General features: G+C 65.2%; 17 protein-coding genes. 8 read left to right on the top strand and 9 right to left on the bottom strand.

Translation table 11 applies throughout. The features are described from left to right. Positions 1–28 precede the first annotated feature (28 nt). The 5 genes from EPN51_RS23585 to EPN51_RS23565 all read left to right on the top strand — a co-directional run bounded on the left by EPN51_RS23585 (position 29) and on the right by EPN51_RS23565 (position 5,522). Entirely contained in the window at positions 29–1,294 is a 1,266-nt protein-coding gene (locus EPN51_RS23585) for a TetR family transcriptional regulator (RefSeq protein ID WP_293047492.1), read from the top strand. Between the two features lie 33 nt (positions 1,295–1,327). Then, complete coding sequence (locus EPN51_RS23580) at positions 1,328–1,981, top strand: (2Fe-2S)-binding protein (protein ID WP_293047491.1); 654 nt, start codon at positions 1,328–1,330, stop codon at positions 1,979–1,981. Between the two features lie 2 nt (positions 1,982–1,983). Next, the gene (locus tag EPN51_RS23575; RefSeq protein WP_293047490.1) at positions 1,984–3,426 is read left to right on the top strand and encodes a hypothetical protein; all 1,443 of its coding nucleotides are present in this window, start codon (positions 1,984–1,986) and stop codon (positions 3,424–3,426) included. A 7-nt stretch (positions 3,427–3,433) separates the two neighbouring features. Beyond that, a complete protein-coding gene (locus tag EPN51_RS23570) occupies positions 3,434–4,306 on the top strand; it encodes a molybdopterin-binding protein (RefSeq protein ID WP_293047488.1) in 873 nt (290 codons plus the stop codon). Between the two features lie 127 nt (positions 4,307–4,433). Continuing rightward, a complete protein-coding gene (locus tag EPN51_RS23565; protein WP_293047585.1) occupies positions 4,434–5,522 on the top strand; it encodes an NAD(P)-dependent alcohol dehydrogenase in 1,089 nt (362 codons plus the stop codon). 166 nt (positions 5,523–5,688) lie between these two features. Here the strand turns inward: EPN51_RS23565 and EPN51_RS23560 are convergent, their stop codons facing one another. The 8 genes from EPN51_RS23560 to EPN51_RS23525 all read right to left on the bottom strand — a co-directional run bounded on the left by EPN51_RS23560 (position 5,689) and on the right by EPN51_RS23525 (position 15,274). Beyond that, positions 5,689–7,155, bottom strand: a complete 1,467-nt coding sequence (locus EPN51_RS23560; protein ID WP_293047486.1) for an amidase — start codon at positions 7,153–7,155, stop codon at positions 5,689–5,691. Between the two features lie 15 nt (positions 7,156–7,170). Further along, entirely contained in the window at positions 7,171–8,022 is an 852-nt protein-coding gene (locus EPN51_RS23555) for a mycofactocin-coupled SDR family oxidoreductase (protein WP_293047484.1), read from the bottom strand. Between the two features lie 22 nt (positions 8,023–8,044). Then, on the bottom strand, positions 8,045–9,661 hold the full coding sequence (locus EPN51_RS23550) for a pyruvate, phosphate dikinase (RefSeq protein WP_293047482.1): 1,617 nt from the start codon (positions 9,659–9,661) through the stop codon (positions 8,045–8,047). Between the two features lie 38 nt (positions 9,662–9,699). Next, positions 9,700–11,358 (bottom strand): AMP-binding protein, encoded by a 1,659-nt coding sequence (locus tag EPN51_RS23545; RefSeq protein ID WP_293047481.1) that lies wholly within the window; start codon positions 11,356–11,358, stop codon positions 9,700–9,702. Between the two features lie 27 nt (positions 11,359–11,385). Further along, positions 11,386–12,234, bottom strand: coding sequence for an SDR family oxidoreductase (locus tag EPN51_RS23540; protein ID WP_293047479.1), 849 nt, complete (start codon positions 12,232–12,234; stop codon positions 11,386–11,388). Position 12,235: 1 nt separating this feature from the next. Then, positions 12,236–13,039, bottom strand: a complete 804-nt coding sequence (locus EPN51_RS23535) for an enoyl-CoA hydratase/isomerase family protein (RefSeq protein ID WP_293047478.1) — start codon at positions 13,037–13,039, stop codon at positions 12,236–12,238. 70 nt (positions 13,040–13,109) lie between these two features. Then, positions 13,110–14,114 (bottom strand): acyl-CoA dehydrogenase family protein, encoded by a 1,005-nt coding sequence (locus EPN51_RS23530; protein WP_293047476.1) that lies wholly within the window; start codon positions 14,112–14,114, stop codon positions 13,110–13,112. An 8-nt stretch (positions 14,115–14,122) separates the two neighbouring features. Beyond that, positions 14,123–15,274 (bottom strand): acyl-CoA dehydrogenase family protein, encoded by a 1,152-nt coding sequence (locus EPN51_RS23525; RefSeq protein WP_293047475.1) that lies wholly within the window; start codon positions 15,272–15,274, stop codon positions 14,123–14,125. A gap of 228 nt (positions 15,275–15,502) precedes the next feature. Here EPN51_RS23525 and EPN51_RS23520 point away from each other — a divergent pair, with 228 nt between their 5' ends. Then, on the top strand, positions 15,503–16,285 hold the full coding sequence (locus EPN51_RS23520) for an FCD domain-containing protein (RefSeq protein WP_293047473.1): 783 nt from the start codon (positions 15,503–15,505) through the stop codon (positions 16,283–16,285). Between the two features lie 21 nt (positions 16,286–16,306). Here the strand turns inward: EPN51_RS23520 and EPN51_RS23515 are convergent, their stop codons facing one another. Continuing rightward, positions 16,307–16,942, bottom strand: coding sequence for an HAD family phosphatase (locus EPN51_RS23515; RefSeq protein ID WP_293047472.1), 636 nt, complete (start codon positions 16,940–16,942; stop codon positions 16,307–16,309). Positions 16,943–17,117: 175 nt separating this feature from the next. On the opposite strand from EPN51_RS23515, the gene EPN51_RS23510 reads away from it, so the two are divergent. Together EPN51_RS23510 and EPN51_RS23505 are read left to right on the top strand one after the other, a co-directional pair. Then, complete coding sequence (locus EPN51_RS23510; RefSeq protein WP_293047470.1) at positions 17,118–19,721, top strand: NAD-dependent epimerase/dehydratase family protein; 2,604 nt, start codon at positions 17,118–17,120, stop codon at positions 19,719–19,721. Then, positions 19,718–21,217: an aldehyde dehydrogenase family protein gene (locus tag EPN51_RS23505; protein ID WP_293047468.1), complete on the top strand. Its 1,500-nt coding sequence runs from the start codon at positions 19,718–19,720 to the stop codon at positions 21,215–21,217. The genes EPN51_RS23510 and EPN51_RS23505 overlap by 4 nt, the downstream gene beginning before the upstream one ends. Positions 21,218–21,223: the final 6 nt, after the last annotated feature.

Genomic DNA, 21,223 nt, shown 5'->3' with positions numbered 1-21,223 from the left:
AGTGTCGCGTGTCCTACGAGGGGCGAAGGTGCCGCAGGCTCGACAGGGGACCGGTCGGCCCAGGGATCCCGACGTCGAACGTCGGGCCTTCGAAGCCGCGCGGCAGATCTACGGCGAATCGGGCAAGTCGCAAGTGACGTTCGCCAACGTCGCGGTGCGGGCAGGAATCGGAAAGCCGGCGCTGTATAGGCGTTGGGAGACACCGCAAGAGCTGCTGATGGACGCGCTGCGGGCGATTCCGCTGCCGGAGGGTACCGAGGATCTCGGTGATGCTCAGGCCGAGCTCGCGGCTTACACGCGCGGTCTGATGCGGCTGTATGTGTCACCCGACGGGGCGGCGATGATGCGAGTCATCACCGAATTCCATGATGAGACAGAGCCATTCAGAAAGTGGATCACCGAGATATCGGATGGCATGATCGCCCATGCCGCAAAAGTAGTCCAGCGGGCAATCGACCGAGGTGAGCCGGCACCGCACCTGCCGGCGCGAACGATCATGGAAATCCTCACCGGCACCATGCTCAGCCATATCGTGACCCGTCTGCATGCAGGGCAGTTGCCGCCCGAGGCGGAGATGGTCGAATATTGTTGGAATCTGGCCGGTGTCGTGCTTGGCCGTCCCCCGTCGCCTTTGTCGCGTGGTGTGGCAACGACGGAGTTGGAGCGTGCGCCGGCGGGTAGCAGGCGTGAACAGTTGATTCGCATTGCCCAGCAGGTGGTGGCACAGCGGGGTTTAGCCGACGTCACCCTGGCCCACGTCGCCGAATCCGCGGGCATGACGGCGCCGGCGCTCTATACGCACTTCTCCAGCCGGACCGACCTGCTCGAGCAGGTCCTGGAGGCCACCGCGCGTGACTACACCGAGGATATGAGAGTCACCGATGACGCCGACGCCTCGGTGGAGGAAAGGCTGCGAACCCGATTGTCTCGCTGGGCAACTACGCCCACCGGTCGATTGCGCATCATCCACGACGGCGTGTTGCACATGCCCGACTCGCCCAAGATCAAGCTTGCCACCCAACGCGCTCGCCGCGCGTGGACGGACTTCGTCGTTGACGTGCTCACCCGCGGCATCGCGCGCGGGGAGGTTCGTCCCGACCTCGACGTGAATGCTGCCACGGATTTGTTGACCACCAGTCTGTTTGGAGTCGAGGTGGGAACCGATACCGGTCTGACCGGCGAGTCGTTGCGCGACCTCTCCGACCAGCTGGTCGATATGTTCCTGGCCTACGTGCGATCGTCCAATCCAACTCCCGCCGCCATTGACGGACGGGCAGCGTCCGAATTACGCTGACCTTAATCCGGATTAAGGTAGGTGACGAGCTGCATGGCGAAACGTGTCGTAATGGTCGCCGAGATACTGGAAGACCAGTGCACGGGATGCAATAGGTGTGTCCTGGCCTGCCCCACCGTGGCGATCACGATGAGACCGAGACGCCCTGATGAGCCGGGTCCCGGCCGCAATATCGCGGTCGTTGAGGAAAACATCTGCTACAACGCGCAGAACTGCATGGAGGTGTGCCCGGACGATGCGATCGTGATGTGCCCGCTGGACGAGCCGTTCGAGGTCGGCGTGTCCGATACGGGCGTCTCATCCGAATCGATCGGGAACCTGTGTATGCAGGTCGGCCTGCTGCCGGACATGCTCGTATGCGTGTGTACCGACACGCTGGCCGGCGAACTGGCCGAGGCGATCCTCGACGGCGCGCACACACCGGAGGACGTCGCGCGGCGAACCGGCGCGAGAACCGGCTGTACTGAAATCTGTCTGGACCCGATTTTGCGGCTGCTGGCCGCAGCGGGACACGGTGACCCTCGGTGCAACCCGCGTAACGGCTGGCAGTGGTACGGAATACCGGGAAGGCTGATGAACTTCGTGAGTCCCGATGGCCAGGTGGACCCCGAATTGGTAGCGGCATATCCACATCTGCCGATGCAGAAGGATGTCAACGCAATGTTGTTCAAGATGGACGAGGCCTGACCATGTCGATCACACCGATGCCCGCCCCGCCGCTAATGCCGACCTGGAATGGCCGGCACCCCGCCGACGTCGTCGCGGTTCGCGCCGCCGACCTGGACGGCATCGTGACCTTGCCCATCCGCGAACTGACACCGTGGCTGCCGGAACCGATCTGGGCGCCCAACCGCCGCCTGGGTCCCACTGACGAGGAAGAGGTTCGGGCGCGCACCCGCGCCCGGCTCGAAAGTGTGGACTGGTCGAAGATCAACAAGGGTGACCGGGTCAACCTGGTGGCCAATCCGCACGGCTTCGCGCTGTCGGGCATGGCCTACGTGGCGATGCTGGAAGAGGTACAACGACACGTCGAAACGGTGACCGGCGCTTCGGTGCGGCTGCGCATCGCCGAGTCGATGGGCCACATCGAAAACCCCGACTGGATGCGGATTTTCGACCTCGAACGGCGCTTCGGAGATGCGCAGGAATGCCCTCAGATCGGCCAGGGCGTCGAGATCGACACCCGAGTCGGGCCGATGTACCTGACCCGGCAGCTGTTCCAGGGTGACCACTTCATCCACACCCACGTCACCGAGATGCGCGAGGGCTACCTACACCGCATGCAGGACCGGTTGTTCAAGCCCTTCGGTATGGCCTACACCAGGCTCGAGACACGGTCGGCCTACCACTTCGGTTACGGCCCCCGCACCGGGCAACTGGTGGCCCGCGCAGTGTTCGACAGCACCTACATCCAACAGCGCTACGTCTCCACGGTTGTCCTCAACACCAGCCCGGAGGGCGTCATCGACGTCGACGCCGATAACGACCTGGAACGGCTCGATCGTCGCGTGGCCACCGACATCTTCCGCAACTACGCCACACTCATTCGGCTCATGAGCGAAGTCAAGGACGTCACCGTCGTCTTCGACGGCCACGGCAGCACGATCTACAGCTATGCCGGCGGGATACCGTTCGACGTCCTCTACTACGCTAATGCTGACTGGCTCGATCTGGACAACCCCGCGTTATACGCCGCGCTGCTGCCCGAATCGATGCGCGGGCTGATCGGGCAGTACATGATGGGAGAGAACGCCAACATCAAGGCCTACGTCATCAATTACATGGCCGGCGGCGTCCCGTACATGTACTTGCTCAGAGGCGTTCCCACGATGGTTACCAGCCCGAAGGTGATGGACTGGCTTGCGCAGGATCCCTCGGCATGCTGGATCGTCAACGTCGCCGAGGTCACCGACGGGTTGGCCGACGCCGTCCAGCGTGCGATGGCAATTGCCAACTCCGACAACGTCATCGTCTACGACGGGCTGCCGGGCGCCATGCATGTTTCTGAATCGCTCGCGGAGGCGCTCCGTCGAGTCGCACCGCGAGTGATCGAGGACGTCGAAAAGGTGCGGCTACCCAAGTGGCTCGCGCAGCGTGACTTGCCCACCGTGTCACTGACTTCGACGACCTGAGTTCGGTATGCCTGAGGTCGAACTGCTGGACAAGACCGAGATCTGGGTGCGCGGAATCACTTTGGACCGGACCGATCTGCGCTCCCTGGCCGCTGCCGCCGCGCGGGCTCTGGATCTCTCCGGAGACTCAGTGTTTGTGACCGACGCGCGCGCCGACCATGTGGTGTTCGACGTGCTGAAGCCCCGAGCGGAACTCGCTAGCTTTGTCGGGCGAGAAGCCGAGCTGCTCGCCGTGCTTGGCGAAGTCGCCGGCGTCACGATGTCACCGCGTGCGTCGGTGCACTCTCGCGGTGTCATGGGAATGATCGGGGCGCCGTCCGACGAGGTGGACCAGATACTCTCGCGGGCAACCGAAATCGACGAGCAGCTCCGCACCTACGTCTCATCACGTGTCGCCGTGATTTCCACTGGCCCAGAGGTTGTGGCGGGCAACGTCAAGGACACAAACATCGCCGTCGCAACCGACATCATGGGAGCTGCCGGATTCGAGGTGACCGCCGCCGGCGCCGTGCTGGACAACGAGGACGCCATCGTCGGACGTGTGCTACGGCTGACGTCCGAAGGCTTCGGCGTCATCATCACCACCGGCGGCGTAGGGGCAGAGGACAAAGACCGCACGATCGAGGCGCTGCAACACTGCGATCCACGCTTGGCCACAGCGGTTTTAGCCACCTACCCCGTGGGGCACGGGCGACACGTCAAGCCGCACGTGCGGGTGGGCGTTGGGCAAGTCGAGTGGACACGCCTGATCGCGTTGCCCGGGCCGACCCGTGAAGTCGAAGCGGCCCTACCCGTCGTGGTGCAGGGCGTGCAGGAAGGATGGGGAAGGCGGCAACTCGCACAGGCATTGGCGGCCAGCCTGCGGGACTGCCTGCGCTGACGCACAATGCAGCGCCGCACCTCATCCTTGAATGATCGCGGTCGAGGCGAGTACCTTTCCAGTACGATGATCGTCCGAAATGTAGGGGCCCAATGGGCTGTCTTGGAGAAGGGTGCCGATCTTGCCGGTGACGACAGTGGGGGCGGTCTCGTCTGGGCCGACCGAACCATTCACGCTCGAAGAGGTCACGGTCGACGATCCTCGCGACGACGAAATCCTGGTTCAAATCACGGCAACGGGCATCTGCCACACGGACCTTTTCTTCAAGAGCGTGATCCCGGTCGAACTGGGCCCGTGCGTATTGGGTCATGAGGGTGCCGGTGTCGTGACCGCGGTGGGAGCGGGCATCGCCGACGTCCGGCCGGGCGACCACGTCGTGCTCAGTTATCGCAGCTGCGGGGGATGCGTTTACTGTCAGGGCGGCCACCCGGCGTACTGTGATCAGACGGCTGCCCTCAACGCGCTCGGGCATCGAACCGACGGCACCCCTAAGCTGCACAGCGGTGCAACGCCGTTGTTGGGCAACTTCTTTGGCCAGTCGAGCTTCGCCGGCTATGCGCTGGCGGGGCGGGACAACGTCGTCGTGGTCGGCAATGACATCGACTTGGCGATCGTCGCCGCCCTGGGCTGCGGCTTCCAGACCGGCGCCGGCGCCGTGCTCAACGCATTGAGGCCGCCCGCGGACGCACGGCTTGTCGTTTACGGCACGGGCAGTGTCGGATTCGCGGCGCTGCTGGCGGCGCGGGCTAGCGGTGTTGAGACCATCGTCGCGGTTGATCCGCTCTCGGAGCGACGGGCACAGGCCGAACTTTTCGGCGCGATCGCCGTCGACCCGAACGCCGATGATGCCGCGGCTCAGATCAATGCGGCGACGTCGGGCGGCGCCACCCACGCGGTCGACACGACGAGCATCCCGGCGGTCATCAGCGCGGCTCTTGCCGCGTTAGCCACCCGGGGAGAGCTCGTCGTCCTCGGTCTGGGCCCGTCGGATGTCACCATCAACGTGCAGGACTTACTGCTCAGGGGAAAGGTGCTGCGCGGTTGCATAGAAGGTGAGAGCCGGGTGCAGGAGTTCATCCCCGAGCTCGTCGAGCTATACAGCAGCGGTCGTTTTCCGATCGATCAGCTCGTCACGCGGTACAAGTACGACGACATCAACCGCGCCATCGAGGATCAGGAAGCGGGCAGGGTGATCAAGCCGGTTTTGATGTGGTGAGCACTCCACCTCACAGCAATAACCGGAGGGAGGGACACCCCTTTTTCCCACCTAAGAGCGACACCGCGCAATGAGGCCGGGGTTGTCGCTGTCAGGCGAGCAAAGATGACACACAAAGGCGCAGCAGCCGCTGGGGCCCTGTGACGAGAGCGCTGATTGGTCCTTGCTAAGCAGGCACTCTCGGCGGGACCCAGCCGCCGAGGGAGCGCTCGAGTGCCATTGCGACGGCTATGGACCGATGATCCGCACCTCGCGGCGCGACAACCTGCACCCCGAGCGGAAGGCCCTCACGCCCCAGGCCGAGCGGCACCTGAGTCACCGGCAGCTCCAGGGCGTTGAAAATAGGCGGGAAGCGAAAGTGAAGAGCACCGCCTCTGCCGTGCCGAGGCGCCACGCCCGTCGCTGTCGGATAGAGCATGACGCCGTCGTCGCCGAGCATGCTTTCGATCTCGCCTTGCAGCGTGCGAGCGGTTTCGGCCAGCCGTCCGATCAGCTTGGACATCTTGCGTAGCGGATTGATGAGGGTAGTGACCGCGAAGACCGGCGCGATGTGGTCAGATCGCCCGCGGGCCAGCCTGATCGGCTCGCCGACGGCGGAAACCAGGGGTAGGCGGCCAGGCGTCGGGTCGAGAACGAAGGGCCAGTCACCTTCCTCCAGTAGCCGGCCGAGGTAGGGGAGCAGGGAATTATGCAGGCCCGAAACTTTGCGCTGCTCGACGGTCGCGCCCTGCTCGCTGAGCGCGGCGCCGGCCCGCTTCATCGCGCCGAGCATTTCCGCGGAGACCGCCGGCCGCGCTCCATCCGACGCGACCAACAGCACGCGGAGTTCACCCAACCGCACCGCAGACGGTTGCCCCAACTGAAACGCTTGACATTCCGGATCCCCGAGGTCGGGCCCGGCGAGCACGCGCAGCAGGGGCATCAGGTCCTCGGCCCGCCGGGCGATGGGACCGGTGGTATTGATACGGAGTTGCGAGCCTTGGTATTTCGGGAACTGCCCAGACGAAGGCACCAGCCCGCCCGTTGGCTTGTGTCCGAAGACGCCGTTGCAGAACGCCGGAATGCGGATCGATCCCCCCACGTCGGTGCCGAGGCCGAAGGGCGATCCGCCCGCTCCGACGATGGCTCCCTCGCCGCCGCTGCTGCCTCCCGCGGTGCGGGCCGGATCGTACGCATTGCCGGTGCGACCGTAGACGCGATTGTCCGTGGCGGTCCAGGCGGTCAGCTCGGCCACGTTGGTCACGCCCAGCGGGATCGCACCTGCGGCCCGCAGCCGCGCCACCGAGGGCGCGTCCTCTTCGGCGATCACATTCCTGCGCGCGACCAAACCACAACTGTTCGGCATGCCGGCCAGGGCGACGTTCTCCTTGATGGTGCAAGGAACCCCGTGAAACGGCGGCAGACCGTTCGGCCCCTCGCGGCGCAGCCGCTCGTCGGCCGCGTCCGCCTCTTCCCTCGCACGCGAGAAGCGCTCACACACCACGGCGTTGAGGGCTGGATTGACCCTCTGGATTCGTGCGATGTGAGTATCGATGACCTGCCTCGAGGTCACCGAACCTGCGCGGATCCGGCGGGCCAGCGCTGTAGCCGACAGCGTCAGCAGTTCGTCGCAAGCCGGAATGTCTGTCTCCATGTCCGGGCGGCTCGGTTAGATACCTCGCTGGATCGTGGCGCCGCCGTCCACCCTGAGCTGCATGCCCGTGACGTACCGCGACTCGTCGGAGGCCAAATACAGCACCGCGTAGGAGATGTCGGAGGGATCAACCCAGGCAATGGGCATCGCCTGCATCGCCCGGAAGCCGACTTCGGCCTCTTCGACGGTGGGGTTGGGCAGATCGGGCCGGAAGGTCCTGTACATCGGTTCGCTCTGCAGCATGGGGGTGTCGCAGTTGCTGGGGTGTACGGCGTTGACACGAATTGACTTGGGCGCCAACTTCACCGCCAGCGTCGTGCTGTATTCGACGATCACCCGCTTGGCCAGGTTGTAGCCGGCGCCACCGAAGCCCTGCGGCCCCCCTCCCGAGGATGAGTTCGAGAGCAGGCCCGCCACCGACCCGGTCATGATGATCGACGCGCCCTCGTGCAGATGCGGCAACGCGACGTGCACGGCGTTCATCACACCGATCAGGTCGACATCGACGGCGTCGACGAACGCGTCCACCTCTTTACCTTCGCCGAGCGGGCAGATGCCCGCGTTGGCCACGACGACGTCGAGCTTGCCCAATTCGGAGATGCCCGCGCTGAGTGCCTCGGCGAGCGCTGTCCGGTCACGCACGTCGGCCTCGGCGGTGACGATGCGCCGGCCGGTCTTCTCGACCAGCCTCGCGGTCTCCTCAAGGTCTTCGCGACGCGCGAGCGGGTAATCGTTGCTGGCGATGTCCGCGCAGATGTCCACCGCGATGATGTCGGCACCCTCTTCGGCGAGATGCACCGCGTGGCTGCGGCCTTGACCGCGCGCGGCACCCGTGATGAAGACGACCTTGTCCTCGACCCGACCCATGTTTTCCTCCTCGGTATGGAAGCTAATCCTGAATAACGTTGGCTTGCAGGCGCGCGGCGATCAGCATGGTGACCAGCGGCTGGGGGGAGACGACATCGGCCAGGCCGGCGTCGAGCGCGGCGCGCACGCCGGCTTCTGTGTTGTCGTCGAGCGCCGGATATTCACCGGCGACGTGTGCGGCCAACGGGCTGATCCCGCGCGCGAGTTTGCCGAGTTCGGCCAGGTCGGGAGAATCGTCTTCGGACCAGGCCGTCAATTCGAGAATGCCCTCGCGGACTTCGCCTTCGGTACCGTCAAGCGTGACCTGCTTGCCGACGAGAAGCTGGACGACTCCGGTGCCGCATCCGACGACCGACGGCCGGTGCAGTTCGCGCGACACGACGGCCGCATGGCTGGTCGCGCCGCCGATCCCGGTGACGATGCCGCGCGCGGCCATCATTCCCTGGATGTCATCGGGACTGGTGGCCGAGCGCACCAGGATGACATCCTCGCCGTCCTCGGCCGCATCGATTGCCTCGTCGACATCGTTGTAGGCCGTGCCCGACACCACGCCGGGACAGGCCGATAGGCCTTTTGCCAGAAGCGGTGCGGCGAGCCTGGTTTCGGGTTGCAACGACGGTTTCAGCAGCGTCTCGACCTGCGCGGGGTCGATCCGGCGCAGGGCCTCGGCGTCATCGATCAGGCCCTCGTCCCGCAGGGCCAGAGCCAACCGCACCGCGGCCTGCGCCGACCGCTTGGCGACCCTCGTCTGTAACAGCCAGAGCTTTCCCTGCTCGACGGTGAACTCGATGTCCTGAACGTCTTTGGAGATGCGTTCGAGGGTGCCGGCTGTTTCCATCAGCTCGTCGTAGATCGCCGGCTGCTCGTCACGCAGCGCGGACACCGGCTCCACGTCGAAGGTGCCCGACACAACGTCCTCACCCTGACCGCCGGGCAGCCATTCACCGAATGGTTCGGCTGCGCCGGTCATCGGGTTGCGCGAGAACAACACGCCCGTGCCCGAGTCTGACTCCATATTGCCGAAGACCATCGCCTGGACCACGACGGCCGTGCCCCCGAGGTCACTGAGGCCGTGATGCTTCCGGTAGGCGATGGCGCGGGGAGAGTTCCACGACCTGAACACCGCACCGATCGCGCCACCCAGTTGCGCGAACGGGTCGTCGGGTACTTCGCCGTTCTCGTCGCCGAGCACGATGCGCCGATACATGTGACAAAAACGCCGCCGGGTGTCGCCGGCGAGCTCGGGACTATGCAACTCGCCCAGCGCCGACTCAACAGCATCATCGATGCCCAAGTCCAGCACCGTGTCCAACATCCCGGGCATCGACAACGCGGCGCCGCTGCGGACGCTGACCAGCAGCGGCCGCGGCCCGGACCCAAATGTCCGTGACGTCTCCGCCTCCAGCCAGCGCAGCTTGACGCGGACCTCGTCGCGGATGGAAGCGGTCGTGGCGTCGGGCTCGTCGAAATATTGTGCGCACACCTCGGTGGTGATGCAGAACGCCGGTGGGACCGGCAAGTCCTCGCCGCGCATGACGTTGATGCCATAGCCCTTGTTGCCGAGGATCTCTCGTGGCAGCATCGCCGTTCCGTCGAGCAAGACGACGGGCGGGTGCTGGAAGGACGTGGATCCGGTCATTCCTGCCGACTCCTTTCGGCCGACCACAAGCTGTCCACTCATCGTTTCACCACCTGAATATCGGAGCTCGTGATGTCCCACGTGAGGACCGTGACCCCCTCGTCACGCAATTGATGCTTGAGCACCTTCCCCGTGGCGTTGCGAGGTAGTTCGGTGCGGAACTCGATGTATCGGGGTACGGCGAAATAGGGTAGCTTGTCCAAACACCAACGGCACAGTTGTTCTTCGGTCAGGTCGGCGTCGTCGCGGCGCACCGCCGTCACCTTGACCTCGTCTTCGGTCAGGTCTGACGGCACGGCGTGGACCGCGACATCCGCGATGTCGGGGTGGGTGCGGAAGGTGCGTTCGAGCTCGTAGCTCGAGATGTTCTCGCCGCGTCGTCGCAAGTAATCCTTCTTGCGGTCGACGAACCAGAACCACCCATCCGCGTCGAATCTCCCGATGTCGCCGGTGTGAAACCACAGGTTGCGCATCACCGCAACGGTGGCTTCCGGCCGGCGCCAGTAACCCTCGAACATGACGTGCGGTTTGCGGGGACGGACGATGATCTCGCCGGACTGGCCGTCCGCAAGCTCGACGTCGTTGTCGTCGACGATCCGGACGTCGAAATCGTCGTTGCGGCGGCCCGAGGCACCCAGCGGCGCGGTGAGGCCCTGCTGGTTGCTGGTGACGAATGACGCCTCGGTGAGGCCGAAGACCGAGTTACCGGCGCTTCGCACACCGAACCGTTCTTTCCAGGTGGCGATCAACTCGGGGGTCCACGGTGCGCCACCCACATGCTCGATCTGCCCGAAACACTCCGCCATCTCGGCCGTGTCGGGCATCGTCGCGATGAGCGCGATCATGATGCCGAGGATCGAAACCTGCTGTGCACCGGATCTTTTAATCTCAGGCCAGAACCGGGACAGCGAGAACCGCTCGGCGATCGAGACGGTTGTCTTGTTCACCGCCGACGCCAGCACCGATGTACCTGCGGCGTTGAGATGGAACAGCGGCAGCGGCGTCCACAACGCGAATGCGGGATTACGCATTGCCGCGGTGTTTCTCGCGACGTTGCAGATGTAGTTGTGGCTAATCATGCAGCCCTTGGAGGGACCCGTCGTGCCCGAGGTATAGATGAGCATCGCCAAGTCGCCGGGGGCCACCGCAACCGGTTCGGCCAGTCCCTGGTCGGGCGTGATGGCATCTAGGGGCGTCACCGAGCACGGGCACGACTCGGGCATAGTCCCGCGCACCACCAGGTGCTTGAGGTCGTCGAGTTCGCCGGCGATGTCGAAGATGCGCTGGGCATAATCCGATTCGGCGATCACCACCGGCGCGGCCGCATCACCGATCTGGTGGCGCAGGTATTCGCCCTTGAGTGCGGTGTTGACCGGAACCCACACCGCGCCAAGGAAGTTGGCCGCGAACCACGAAACGATGGCGTCGACGTTGTTGTCGAGGATGCAGACCACCGTTTGGCCGGGGCCAACACCCAGCCGGCCCAAGCCGGCGGCACACCGCAGGGAAAGGTCCCACACCGCCGAATAGGTATACGTCTGACCGGCGAAATCGAGGAACACTTTGTCGGGCGACTCTTCGACGGCGCGGGCCAGCACGGCGGTCACGGTGTCGGATTGCCCCGGTGCCCACACCGGCGACGCGCCGGACCGCACGCTGGTGGAGGGCAGGTCGGTTGAGGTCGCAGCGATCGTCACTGGTCTGCTGGTCCTTCCTGGTGTTCGTCACGGGAATTGCTCGTCGATCGGCACGAAGTCGGGCATGGTGAGGCCCCGGCGCAGCCAGTTCGCACCATCGAGCACCAAGGTGTGGCCCGTCAGGTACGCGGCGAATGGCGAGCAGAGATAGGTTGCGGCCCAGCCCAATTCGTGGGGTTTACCCACTCGGCCGGCGGGTATGCGCTTGCCGCCGGCTTCGGGGTTCTGGCGAGCAAGCAGTACGGGAGGCAGATCCTGGTGCGGAAACAGGCCGGGCGCCAGGCAGTTGACGCGGATGCCCTTGGGCGCCCATTCGACGGCCAGCGACTGAGTCATGTTCGTAACGCCGGCTTTGGCGGCGGCGGAATGCGCGGTGCCGGGACCGCCGGTCCATGAGTAGGTGGCGCCGATGTTGAGGATGGCTCCGGGTGCGGATCGGGCGATGGCCCGACGGGCGAATTCCGTGCTGCACAGAAACGTGCCGTTGAGCACGATGTCGACGACACTGCGCCAGGCGTTGGCAGACATCTTCACGGCCTGCGACGGGAAGTTGCCCGCGGCATTATTGATCAAGACATCGGCAGGACCGAGTTCGCGTTCGATCTGGTCGAACGTCGCGGTAACAGCGCTCTCGTCACGTACGTCAAGCTCGACTCCAATCGCGTTGGCGCCCAGGGACGTCAACGCCGCCACGCCGCTGTCCCGGTGTTCGGCTTTGCGGCTGGCGACGGCTACCGCCGCGCCCAGCCGGGCGAATTCGGTGGCCATCGCCTTACCCAAACCGGTGCCCCCTCCGGTGACCACGACGACTTGTCCGGCATAGGTGTCCGGCGGCAGCATGGCCGTACCGACCGGAGGAGGTGCTGGTAGGGGCATTTCAGTGTCCGTCGCTTTCGGATGCGCCGTCAGAGGCGTCTCGGCGTCGCCGCAGCGCCTCCTCCTTGATGCTCAGGTATTCCTCGGAGCTGAACAACGCGGTCTGAGCCAGTAGCTCCTGGCCGAGGCCGTTGCGGATCGGGCCGGCCGTAGCCTGGTTGACCAACATCTTGCCCATCGACACGGCCAGTTTCGGTTGCGCGGCCAGTTGTCGGCACAACGTCATCGCGCGGTCATGGAGCTCGTCAAGGGGCACGACCTCCTCGGCGAGGCCCCACGCATACGCCGTACGGGCGTCGATGCGAGCGCCGCTGAGTACCAGGTACTTCGCGCGTGCCGGCCCCACCAGGGCGGGCAGCACCTGCGTTCCACCGGTGTCCGGTACCAGACCCAGTCCCACCTCGGGGAGGCCGAAGATCGCGTCCTCGGCGATGATGCGCATGTCGGCGGATAACGCGATCTCGAAGCCGCCTCCCAATGCGGCGCCTTGCACCGCCGCGACCACCGGCTTGGTCGATTCGAGCACCTCCAACCGAATCCGTTGGTGTTCCCTGACGAAGGTGAAGTCGTCTTCGCCGTTGGCGCGCTTGCCCAACTCGGCCTTGTCCCTCCCCGAGCAGAACGAACGGCCCTCGCCGCGGATCAACACGCACCGGACCGAGTGGTCGTTGAGATAGGCGCGCAGCGCCTCGCACATCTCGTCGAAAAGGGCGTCGGTGATGGCGTTGTGGCGGTGGGGTCGATTGAACGAGACCACCCCCACGCCGTCGACGAGTTCGGTCTTCAGCTCACCTTCGGTGGTCATGCTCGCCTCCCGCCCGCTCCGGTCCTCGCTCGTTGCTCGCTGCGATCCTCACTCGCGTCGTCTTCAGTGGTCATGCTTCCTCACTTGTCTGGGCACTGGGCAGTCCGCCCAATAGTCCGGCTGCACGCTCGAAAGATTCTGTGGCACAAAGGGTATGCGTTCGTTTGACGAAGCGGTGGGCGCTGTCTTCGACGGTGAAACCCATGGCTCCATGGATCTGGACATTCGCCCTCGCGTTCGCGAAGGCCGCGCGACGACAACACGCGGCGGCTGCCAGTGCGTAATAATCGGGGTCCGACACCCCAGATGCCTCCGTCACCGCGGCGAAGAAGGTGACGTTGTCGGCGGCCAAGGAGTGGGTGGCCATGTCGGCGCACTTGTGCTTGATCGCTTGGAACGCGCCGATCGGCTTGCCGAATTGAACCCGGCTCTTGGCGAATTCGGTTGCCAGATCCCTGGTGGCTCCGCAGATGCCGGCCAGCTGCGCCGACGCCAGGATGGACAGCACCCTCCGCAGCCGGCTCGCCGTTCGGGTGTCATCGGCCGCCGCGGAAGCGGCCCCCAGTTCGGCCAGGCGTGTGTGGCCCACGGACGTTTCATCTTCAAGGCCGGCGCTCGGCTCCAGATGCTGCGGGGCGGTGTAGAGGGCGGCCCGGTCGGTGTCGACCACCAGGACCAGCGCCGAGTCCTCCGGGTCGAGCACCAGCAGTCGGTCGTCATCCCCTGGCAGTGGGACAGCCCGCGCCACCCGCGCCTGGCCGCCGATCAGCTCCGCCGACAGCGCAGTGTCCCCTGTCCACGCCGCCAACCGCGCGGCGGCCAGCGTTGTCAGGATGGGCCCCGGGACGAGCCCGCGACCGATTTCCCGGAAGACGAAGACCTCGTCGAGAAGCGTTGCCCCGGAACCGCCCGCATCCTCGTCGGCGGCCAGCCCCAGCCATCCGAGCTCGGTGATTTCCTTCCACCGAATGTCGTCCAGCCGGGCGATCGAATCGGATAACGGCACCCGCGATTGGATGTATTGACGGGTCGCCTCCGACAGCGCGTCTTGGTCGGCGTCGGGGAGAAAGTCCACGGTGGCTCCTAACGGTTCCGCGGGAGGCCGAGGACGCGCTCGCCAACGATGTCGCGCTGGACTTCGGACGTGCCGCCGCCCATGGTGGTTGCGTAGGAGTACAAGTACTCGCCGATGTCGTTGCCGTACCTGCCACCGCGGTCGAGACCGTGAACGCCGATGACCTCCATGCGGACGCGGCGAATGCGTTGCGCCAGGTCGGCATAGAAGATCTTGATCATTGACCCTTCTGGGCCGGGAACATCGGTCCGCGCTGCCGACGACACCGTCGCATAGGTCATCGCCCGCATCGCCAGCACGTCGGCGCGCAGGTCCCCGAGTTGGGTGCGGACACTCGAATCGTCGAGCGCCCCCAGGCCCGCGGCATCATCGATGAGCCGCTCTAGAGCCACCGACAGTTCCGTCTGCAACTTCATGAAACCGGTGCCGCGTTCGAACCCGAGGGTCGACATCGCGACCGACCAACCGTCATCGATCTCGCCCACCACATTGTCGAGGGGAATGCGGACGTCGTCGTAGAACACCTCGCAGAACTCGGACAGGCCGTCCATCGAGATGATGGGTCGCACGGTGATTCCAGGGCTGTGCATGTCGCAGATGACCCACGTCAGTCCGCGGTGCCGGGCCGACTCCGGGTCGGTCCGAACCAGTAGTTCCTGGAAGTCGGCCATGTGGGCGAAACTGGTCCAGATCTTTTGGCCGTTGACGACCAGTTCATCGCCTTGGATGGACCCCTTGGTGGAGATAGCGGCAAGATCGGAGCCGGCGCCGGGTTCCGAAAACCCTTGGCACCAAACCTCTTCACCCGCCAGAATTTTGCGAAGATGCCGCCGCTTCTGCTCCTCGTTACCGCGGGCGATAAGGGTCGGCCCACCGTGATTCATGCCGACGAAGCCACAGCCGATATCGGGCCCCCCGGCCTTCGCATACTCCTCGAGCCAGATCAGTTGACGAACCAGGGACAGCCCCTGGCCGCCGTATTCGCGGGGCCACGCAATGCCGCCATAGCCGCCGTCGAACTGGCGCCGCTGCCAGGCCATGTCCCAGGCTCGCGCGCCCGCGAAATCGTGCGGGCGGTCGTCTGTCGGAATATTTTCGCGCAGCCAGGCGCGCACTTCCTGCCGAAAGGCGTAGTCCTCGTCGGTGAAGGACAGATCCACTTGGTCTCCTGGCTGTCGGTGCCACTGCAGCGTACAGTTTATCTAGATAAACTCTATCGAATCAAGGTAGCTTAGGGGCACCTGGTCCTCAGCGACGATGCGGCGACCTCCGGTCCGGGGCGCTTCGGATAGGAACGCTCGAATCTTCAAATTCGTCTAAAGGATCTATCGACTGCGTCCTAATGTTTCATCACGACCTGACGATTCACCCAGCGGGAGCCGACGGCGGTGACTAACCACAACTTCTCGCACACCGGGTCCCACCGGCCGGTGCGGCCATTGAAGATGTCGGACCAGATCGCCGCCCAAATCCGCCGGCTGATCGCGCGGGGCGAACTCCTCGACGGTGACTGGCTGCCCACGGAGGCCGAACTCATTCGTCAGTTTGGAGTCTCGCGGCCGACGTTGCGCGAGGCGTTCCGGTTGTTGGAGGGGGACTCGCTGGTCACCATCAGGCGGGGGCCTCCCGGCGGTGCCCAGGTCACCCTACCCGGGCCCGACGCCGTGGCCGGCCTTTTCGGCATGGTGCTCATGCTGGCCGGGACGTCGATCGGCGACGTGTGGGACGCGCGGCTGACCATCGAACCGGCCGCGATCCGGCGGCTGGCCGAGACCGCCACGGAATTACAGCTCGCCACGCTCGACCGTGAGCTGGACGAGGTGCGCGCGGCCGCGGCGCTTGACCCACGATCGTTCCACCAGGCCGGCGTGCGGTTCCACGTCCGGCTCGTTGAGCTCTCCGGCAATCGGACCCTGACCGCCCTGATCGGCATGCTCGCCGAGATCATCGAGCGTGAGCTCGCGAACGCCGTGGCGGAGATGGGGGCGGACAGCGAGGAGGTGCATCGTGCAAACCGGCGGGCGCTGCGCGGCTATGAAAACATCGCGGAGCTCATTCGCGCGGGGGACGGCTCGGGGGCGGAGCATGCCTGGAGCGAGCACATGAATACTGTGCGACGGTACCTGGGCAGTACCAGCGGCGAGGGTGGTGTGCTCGATGTGCTGTATTGAATTCCGTTATGCGGCTTGGCTTCAGCCGTAGATTCGGCTTAGTTGGGCGAGGGAGTCGTCGGTGCGCGTGTGCAAGACGGTGGCCATGCCCAGCGCGCGGGCAGGGACAAGGTTGACCTCGACGTCGTCGACGAACACGCAATCGGCGGGCGTCCGACCAAGTTTTTCTGCGGCGAGCTCGTAGATTGCGCTGGTGGGCTTGCGGATTCCCACCTCGGCGGACACCACGACTTCGCTGAATTGCGGCAGGCGGTCCCACGGGTAGCCGTCGCTGGGGCCCCATGAGTTGCTCACCAACGCCGTTTGCACACCTCGATCCGCGAGCGCCTGCACCGCCTGGATCATCTCCAGGTCGACCCGCTGAGTTGTCTTCTGTACCTCCCGAAACCATGCCGCGCCGTTGACCTCGGCGGCGGCATGCTTGGACAGCACCGGACTGATTTGATCGAGGAACTCCGGTATCGAGATCAGCCCCAACTCGATCAGCGCGAACGGGCTGTCCTCGGTGTGCTCGGGGGAAAAGACCTCGGCGATGAATCCGCCCGGGTCGACGCGATGAGCCCGGCAGCTCCGCTCGAAGGAACCCATGACCGATTCGGTGAGCACGCCGCCGAAGTCGATGAGGAGGGCTGGGTGGTCACCCGCGCGCTGAATCATAGCTTCAGATTATCTAGATGCGGTGCGGTTCGGCGAACCGCGTACCGCGCCGGCTGCAGGGACCTCTGAGGACGGCGTCAAGAATCTAGAGAATCTCTACTCAGGTCATTGACACCGTGATGTAGCGCACCATAGATTTTCGGGGAACGGACTTTACGAAGGCGGGCAACTTTCTATGCATGTGATGGTGACGGGCGCCTCCGGAGACTTCGGTTCCTGCATCATCCCGGAGATCCTGGCCCGAGGTCACGAAGTGGTCGGGTTGTCGCGCCGCCCCCACTCCCTACCTTCTCCACTGTATCGGCACGTCAGTGCCGATATTCGGGATCCCGACGCGGTCGCTGCCGCAATGAGAGGGGTCGACGCGGTCGTGCATCTCGCGTGGACGACACACCCGATGCATGACATCGAAGCCACCCGCGCGATCGACGTCGGGGGGACCCAAGCGGTGGTCACGGCGATGGAACGCGCCGGGGTCTCCCGACTGGTTACCGCGTCGTCGGTGATGGCCTACGGCGCGAATGCGGATAACCCCCCGCTGCTGAAGGAGTCCGATCCGCTGCTGCCGTCCGTCAAACACATCTATTCCACGCACAAGGCCGAGGTCGAGGCACTGATCGCCGCATCCTCGCTCAACGCGGTCATGGTGCGTGCAACAAACATCATGGGACGCACCACCACGGGGGTTACCCAAGAAGGCTTCGCGACCCCGGCCATCCTGGGCATGAAGGGTGGCCGAAACCTCTTCCAGTTCGTCCACCCTGACGACCTCGCCCGGTTCTTCGCAGATGCCCTGGATCACCCCGAGTGGTCCGGGCCGGTCAACCTCGCCGCGCCGGACACGATAAAGATGCCCGAAATCGCCGAGATCCTCGGCAAGCGCTATATAGAAGTGTCACCCAAGTACGCGGACGCAGTGCTCAGCTTTTTGTGGGATCGAGGTTGGTTCTCTCTCGACCCGGGAGCGGTCGAGGCCTTCCTCAATTTCCCGCTGGTAGAGACCACCCGGCTGACAGAGGAATTCGGCTTTCACTGCGCATGGTCGTCGCGGCAATGTGTCGAAGACTTCGGACGTACCAATCGGTCCCACGTCTTCCTCGGGACGCGGCGGGTACCGGTTCCGTGGTGCTTCCCGTGGGCATGGGTACCCGAGCCACCCATCGCCGATGGCCGTCGCAGCGCCGCACCGGAAGGGCTCAGTGGTGAATTCGACACCACCGTGGATCCCAACTGGCAGGTGTTCACCGCGGCGAATACGTCGGAGGCATTTCCTGGTCCGATGACTCCGTTGTCATTGGAGCTGGCGATCGAGGCGCTGCGCGCCGGCGGCACCCAGGCGGCCGAAGTGCTGCGTCTTGACGGCGAGCTCAAACGGGCCCTGACCCAAGAACAGGTCGGGTCATTCGGTCACGGCATCTACGCCAACCTCTCCGTCATCTACGCCATGGGCGAGGCGATGCCCGGTGGCGGTGCGTCCGCGTGGCAGGACATGTTGTTCGGCCAGGGCGCTGGGGAAGTTCCGTCGTTCAACAAGCCCACCGCATGGGAAACACTGCGGCGGTTACCGCTGATGGCGACTCAGCTGAGCGGCTTCGGCAGGGCGATCCGCGGCATCGACGCCCATGCGCGGCGCTCGGCGCGCGACGCGAAGTACTACGCGACGCTCTCCGATGCCCAGCTGCACGCGTGGTTGTTGAGAACTCGCGACGAAGTCGCCAACGCCTGGGCGGCGGCGGGACAAGCCTCGGCCTTTGTCGTTCCGGTGATGGGCCTGATTCAGAAGCAGGCCGGAAAGGGGTTCGCGACCCGGATCCGCGGTGGCACAGACGATCTCGCCAGCGCCGGTGTCGCCCGCGGGGCGTACGCTCTGGCACAGATGGCGAAGGCGGATCCGTTGATCGAGCAGACGTTGCGTGACAACTCGGCTGCGGTGGCCGCGCAGATTTTGCGCCGCGAACGCCCGCGTTTCGTTGCCAAACTGGACGAGGTGGTCGCCGATTACGGGCACCGGGGTCCGAGGGAAACCGAGCTGGCCAACGCGGTCTTCGCCGATGCACCCGACAGGCTACTGGACGTGGTGACCAAGTTGCTCGCGAGCCGCGAACGCGTCACCGACGAGTTGCCGCGCCTAGGTCTGCGGCTGCGGGCTTTGGCGTCGCTGGGTGCGCGGTTTCAGCGGTTGCGGGAGACGGCTCGTGACACCACCATTCGCCAGACCCACCAGTACCGGCTGGTCGCCCGCGAAATCGGCAACCGGCTGGCGGCGCGCGGCATGATCGACAGCCCCGACGACGTGTTCTATCTGGTGCGCGCGGAGCTGAGAAGTCCGCCGGCGGATGCCAAAGCGGTGATCGCCCGGCGGCGCGCCGAACGCAAGCGGCTGGAGACCCAACGACCGCCGCTGAACTTCGTCGGTGAATGGACCCCCGACGGCGACGCCGACACGGAACTGATGCCCGGCGAAACGTTGCAGGGCACCGCCGCGTCCGCCGGCCTGGCCAAGGGCCCGGTCCGCGTTCTCACGGTGGATTCCATGGACGAGCTCGAGCCGGGCGAGGTGCTGGTGACCGCGTTCACCGACACCGGTTGGACGCCGTTTTTCGCTTACGCGGCGGCCGTCATCGTTGACACCGGTGCGGAGATGTCACATGCCGCCGTAGTGGCCCGCGAATTCGGAATCCCTTGTGTGGTGGGGACTCACACCGGAAGCAAAGTGCTCAAGACCGGTCACGTGGTGGAGGTCGACGGCGCGTCGGGTGTGGTGACGAGGGTCGAATGAGTACACCTATCGCTGCGGCCCCGGCGAGATCTTCCTACCAAGGCCTCTTCGTCGACGGTGGCTGGCGCGCAACCGAAACGGAAGCGCCGGTGTTGAATCCGGCGACCGAAGAAACCATCACCGCCGCACCGTGGGGTGCACTCGTCGACGCCGATGCCGCCGTGTCGGCCGCCCGCAAGGCATTCGATGAGGGTCCGTGGCCGAGACTGACGCCCGCGCAACGATCGATCGCACTGGCCCGACTGCGCGACGTGTTGGCCGGCTGGGCCGAGGACATCGTGGGATTGGTGGTCGCCGAAGCCGGCATCCCGATATCGGTGGCGCGGCCCAGTCAGTTCGACGCGCCGATGCAGCTTTTCGAGTTCTTCGTCGAGCGATGCGCCGCGTTCGAGGCACTGCGCCCGCTCCCGGTTACCAACTTCCGGAACCGCCAGGGCGCCAACGTTTTAGGGTCGGGTGTCGTGCAGCGCTCCCCCCGCGGCGTGGTCACCGCCATCACACCCTTCAACGCCCCCTTCTTCGTCAATCTCCTCAAGGTCGGTCCCGCGCTGGCCGCCGGATGCACTGTCGTGCTGAAACCCTCGGATTTCACGCCGTTGGAGGCGTTGCTGTTGGGGGCAGCGGCGCAGGAAGCGGAATTACCGCCAGGTGTGCTCAACGTGGTCACGGGCGGAATCGAGGTGGGGGAGTGCCTGACCACCGACCCGCGGGTTGACATGGTCACGTTCACCGGATCGGACGCGGTAGGTGCCAAGGTGATGGCGCAGGCCTCTACGACTCTCAAACACATCACGCTCGAACTCGGCGGAAAGTCGGCGATGATCGTGCGCGCCGATGCCGACCTCGACGCCGCGGCGGCCAGGGGCGCGCAGGAACTGACCCTGTTTTCCGGGCAGGGTTGTGCATTGTGGACGCGGCACTTGGTGCACCGCTCCCTCTATGAGAGCTACCTCGAGCGCGTGACCGCGATGCTGCGACGTCTTCCCCTCGGCGACCCCACCGATGCGCACACGGTTGTCGGCCCGTTGATTCGGGACACCGCATGCATCAGGGCCGAAAAGTACGTGGCGGGCGCGCTGCAGCAGGGGGCGAGGGTGATGGCCGGCGGGCGTCGCCCCCCACAGATGGCCCGCGGCTATTACTACGAACCCACGCTGCTGGCCGACGTCCGCAGTGACATGACCGTCGCCCAGCAGGAGGTGTTCGGCCCTGTCGGAGTGGCGATCCCGTTCGACGACGACGATGAGGCCGTGCGGATCGCCAACGACTCCGTCTACGGTCTGTCCGGTTCGATTTGGACCGCTGATCCGGGTGCGGCTTTCGGGATGGCGCAGAACATTCAGAGCGGGAACGTCAGCATTAACGGTGGCACCGGGGGCATGAGCCCGTGGGCGCCGTTCGGTGGCTACAAGCGATCGGGTGTGGGCCGAGAATTGGGCGCCGATGTGCTCGACGACTTCACCGAGACGAAAGCGATTCAATTCCATGCCGGTTGACGCAAG

Origin of the sequence: Mycobacterium sp. (assembly GCF_004298145.1) — a bacterium.
In the GTDB taxonomy this organism is placed as follows: Bacteria; Actinomycetota; Actinomycetes; order Mycobacteriales; family Mycobacteriaceae; genus Mycobacterium.
This window is presented reverse-complemented; position numbering and strand designations above follow the sequence as displayed.

Bases quoted from the DNA above. Each gene is read 5' to 3' on its own strand.
- EPN51_RS23575 (WP_293047490.1), top strand. From the start codon at position 1,984: ATGTCGATCACACCGATGCCCGCCCCGCCGCTAATGCCGACCTGGAAT.
- EPN51_RS23560 (WP_293047486.1), bottom strand. From the start codon at position 7,155: ATGGAGACAGACATTCCGGCTTGCGACGAACTGCTGACGCTGTCGGCT.
- EPN51_RS23540 (WP_293047479.1), bottom strand. From the start codon at position 12,234: ATGCCCCTACCAGCACCTCCTCCGGTCGGTACGGCCATGCTGCCGCCG.
- EPN51_RS23515 (WP_293047472.1), bottom strand. From the start codon at position 16,942: ATGATTCAGCGCGCGGGTGACCACCCAGCCCTCCTCATCGACTTCGGC.
- EPN51_RS23550 (WP_293047482.1), bottom strand. From the start codon at position 9,661: ATGACCGGATCCACGTCCTTCCAGCACCCGCCCGTCGTCTTGCTCGAC.
- EPN51_RS23570 (WP_293047488.1), top strand. From the start codon at position 3,434: ATGCCTGAGGTCGAACTGCTGGACAAGACCGAGATCTGGGTGCGCGGA.
- EPN51_RS23555 (WP_293047484.1), bottom strand. From the start codon at position 8,022: ATGGGTCGGGTCGAGGACAAGGTCGTCTTCATCACGGGTGCCGCGCGC.
- EPN51_RS23535 (WP_293047478.1), bottom strand. From the start codon at position 13,039: ATGACCACCGAAGGTGAGCTGAAGACCGAACTCGTCGACGGCGTGGGG.
- EPN51_RS23510 (WP_293047470.1), top strand. From the start codon at position 17,118: ATGCATGTGATGGTGACGGGCGCCTCCGGAGACTTCGGTTCCTGCATC.
- EPN51_RS23580 (WP_293047491.1), top strand. From the start codon at position 1,328: ATGGCGAAACGTGTCGTAATGGTCGCCGAGATACTGGAAGACCAGTGC.
- EPN51_RS23505 (WP_293047468.1), top strand. From the start codon at position 19,718: ATGAGTACACCTATCGCTGCGGCCCCGGCGAGATCTTCCTACCAAGGC.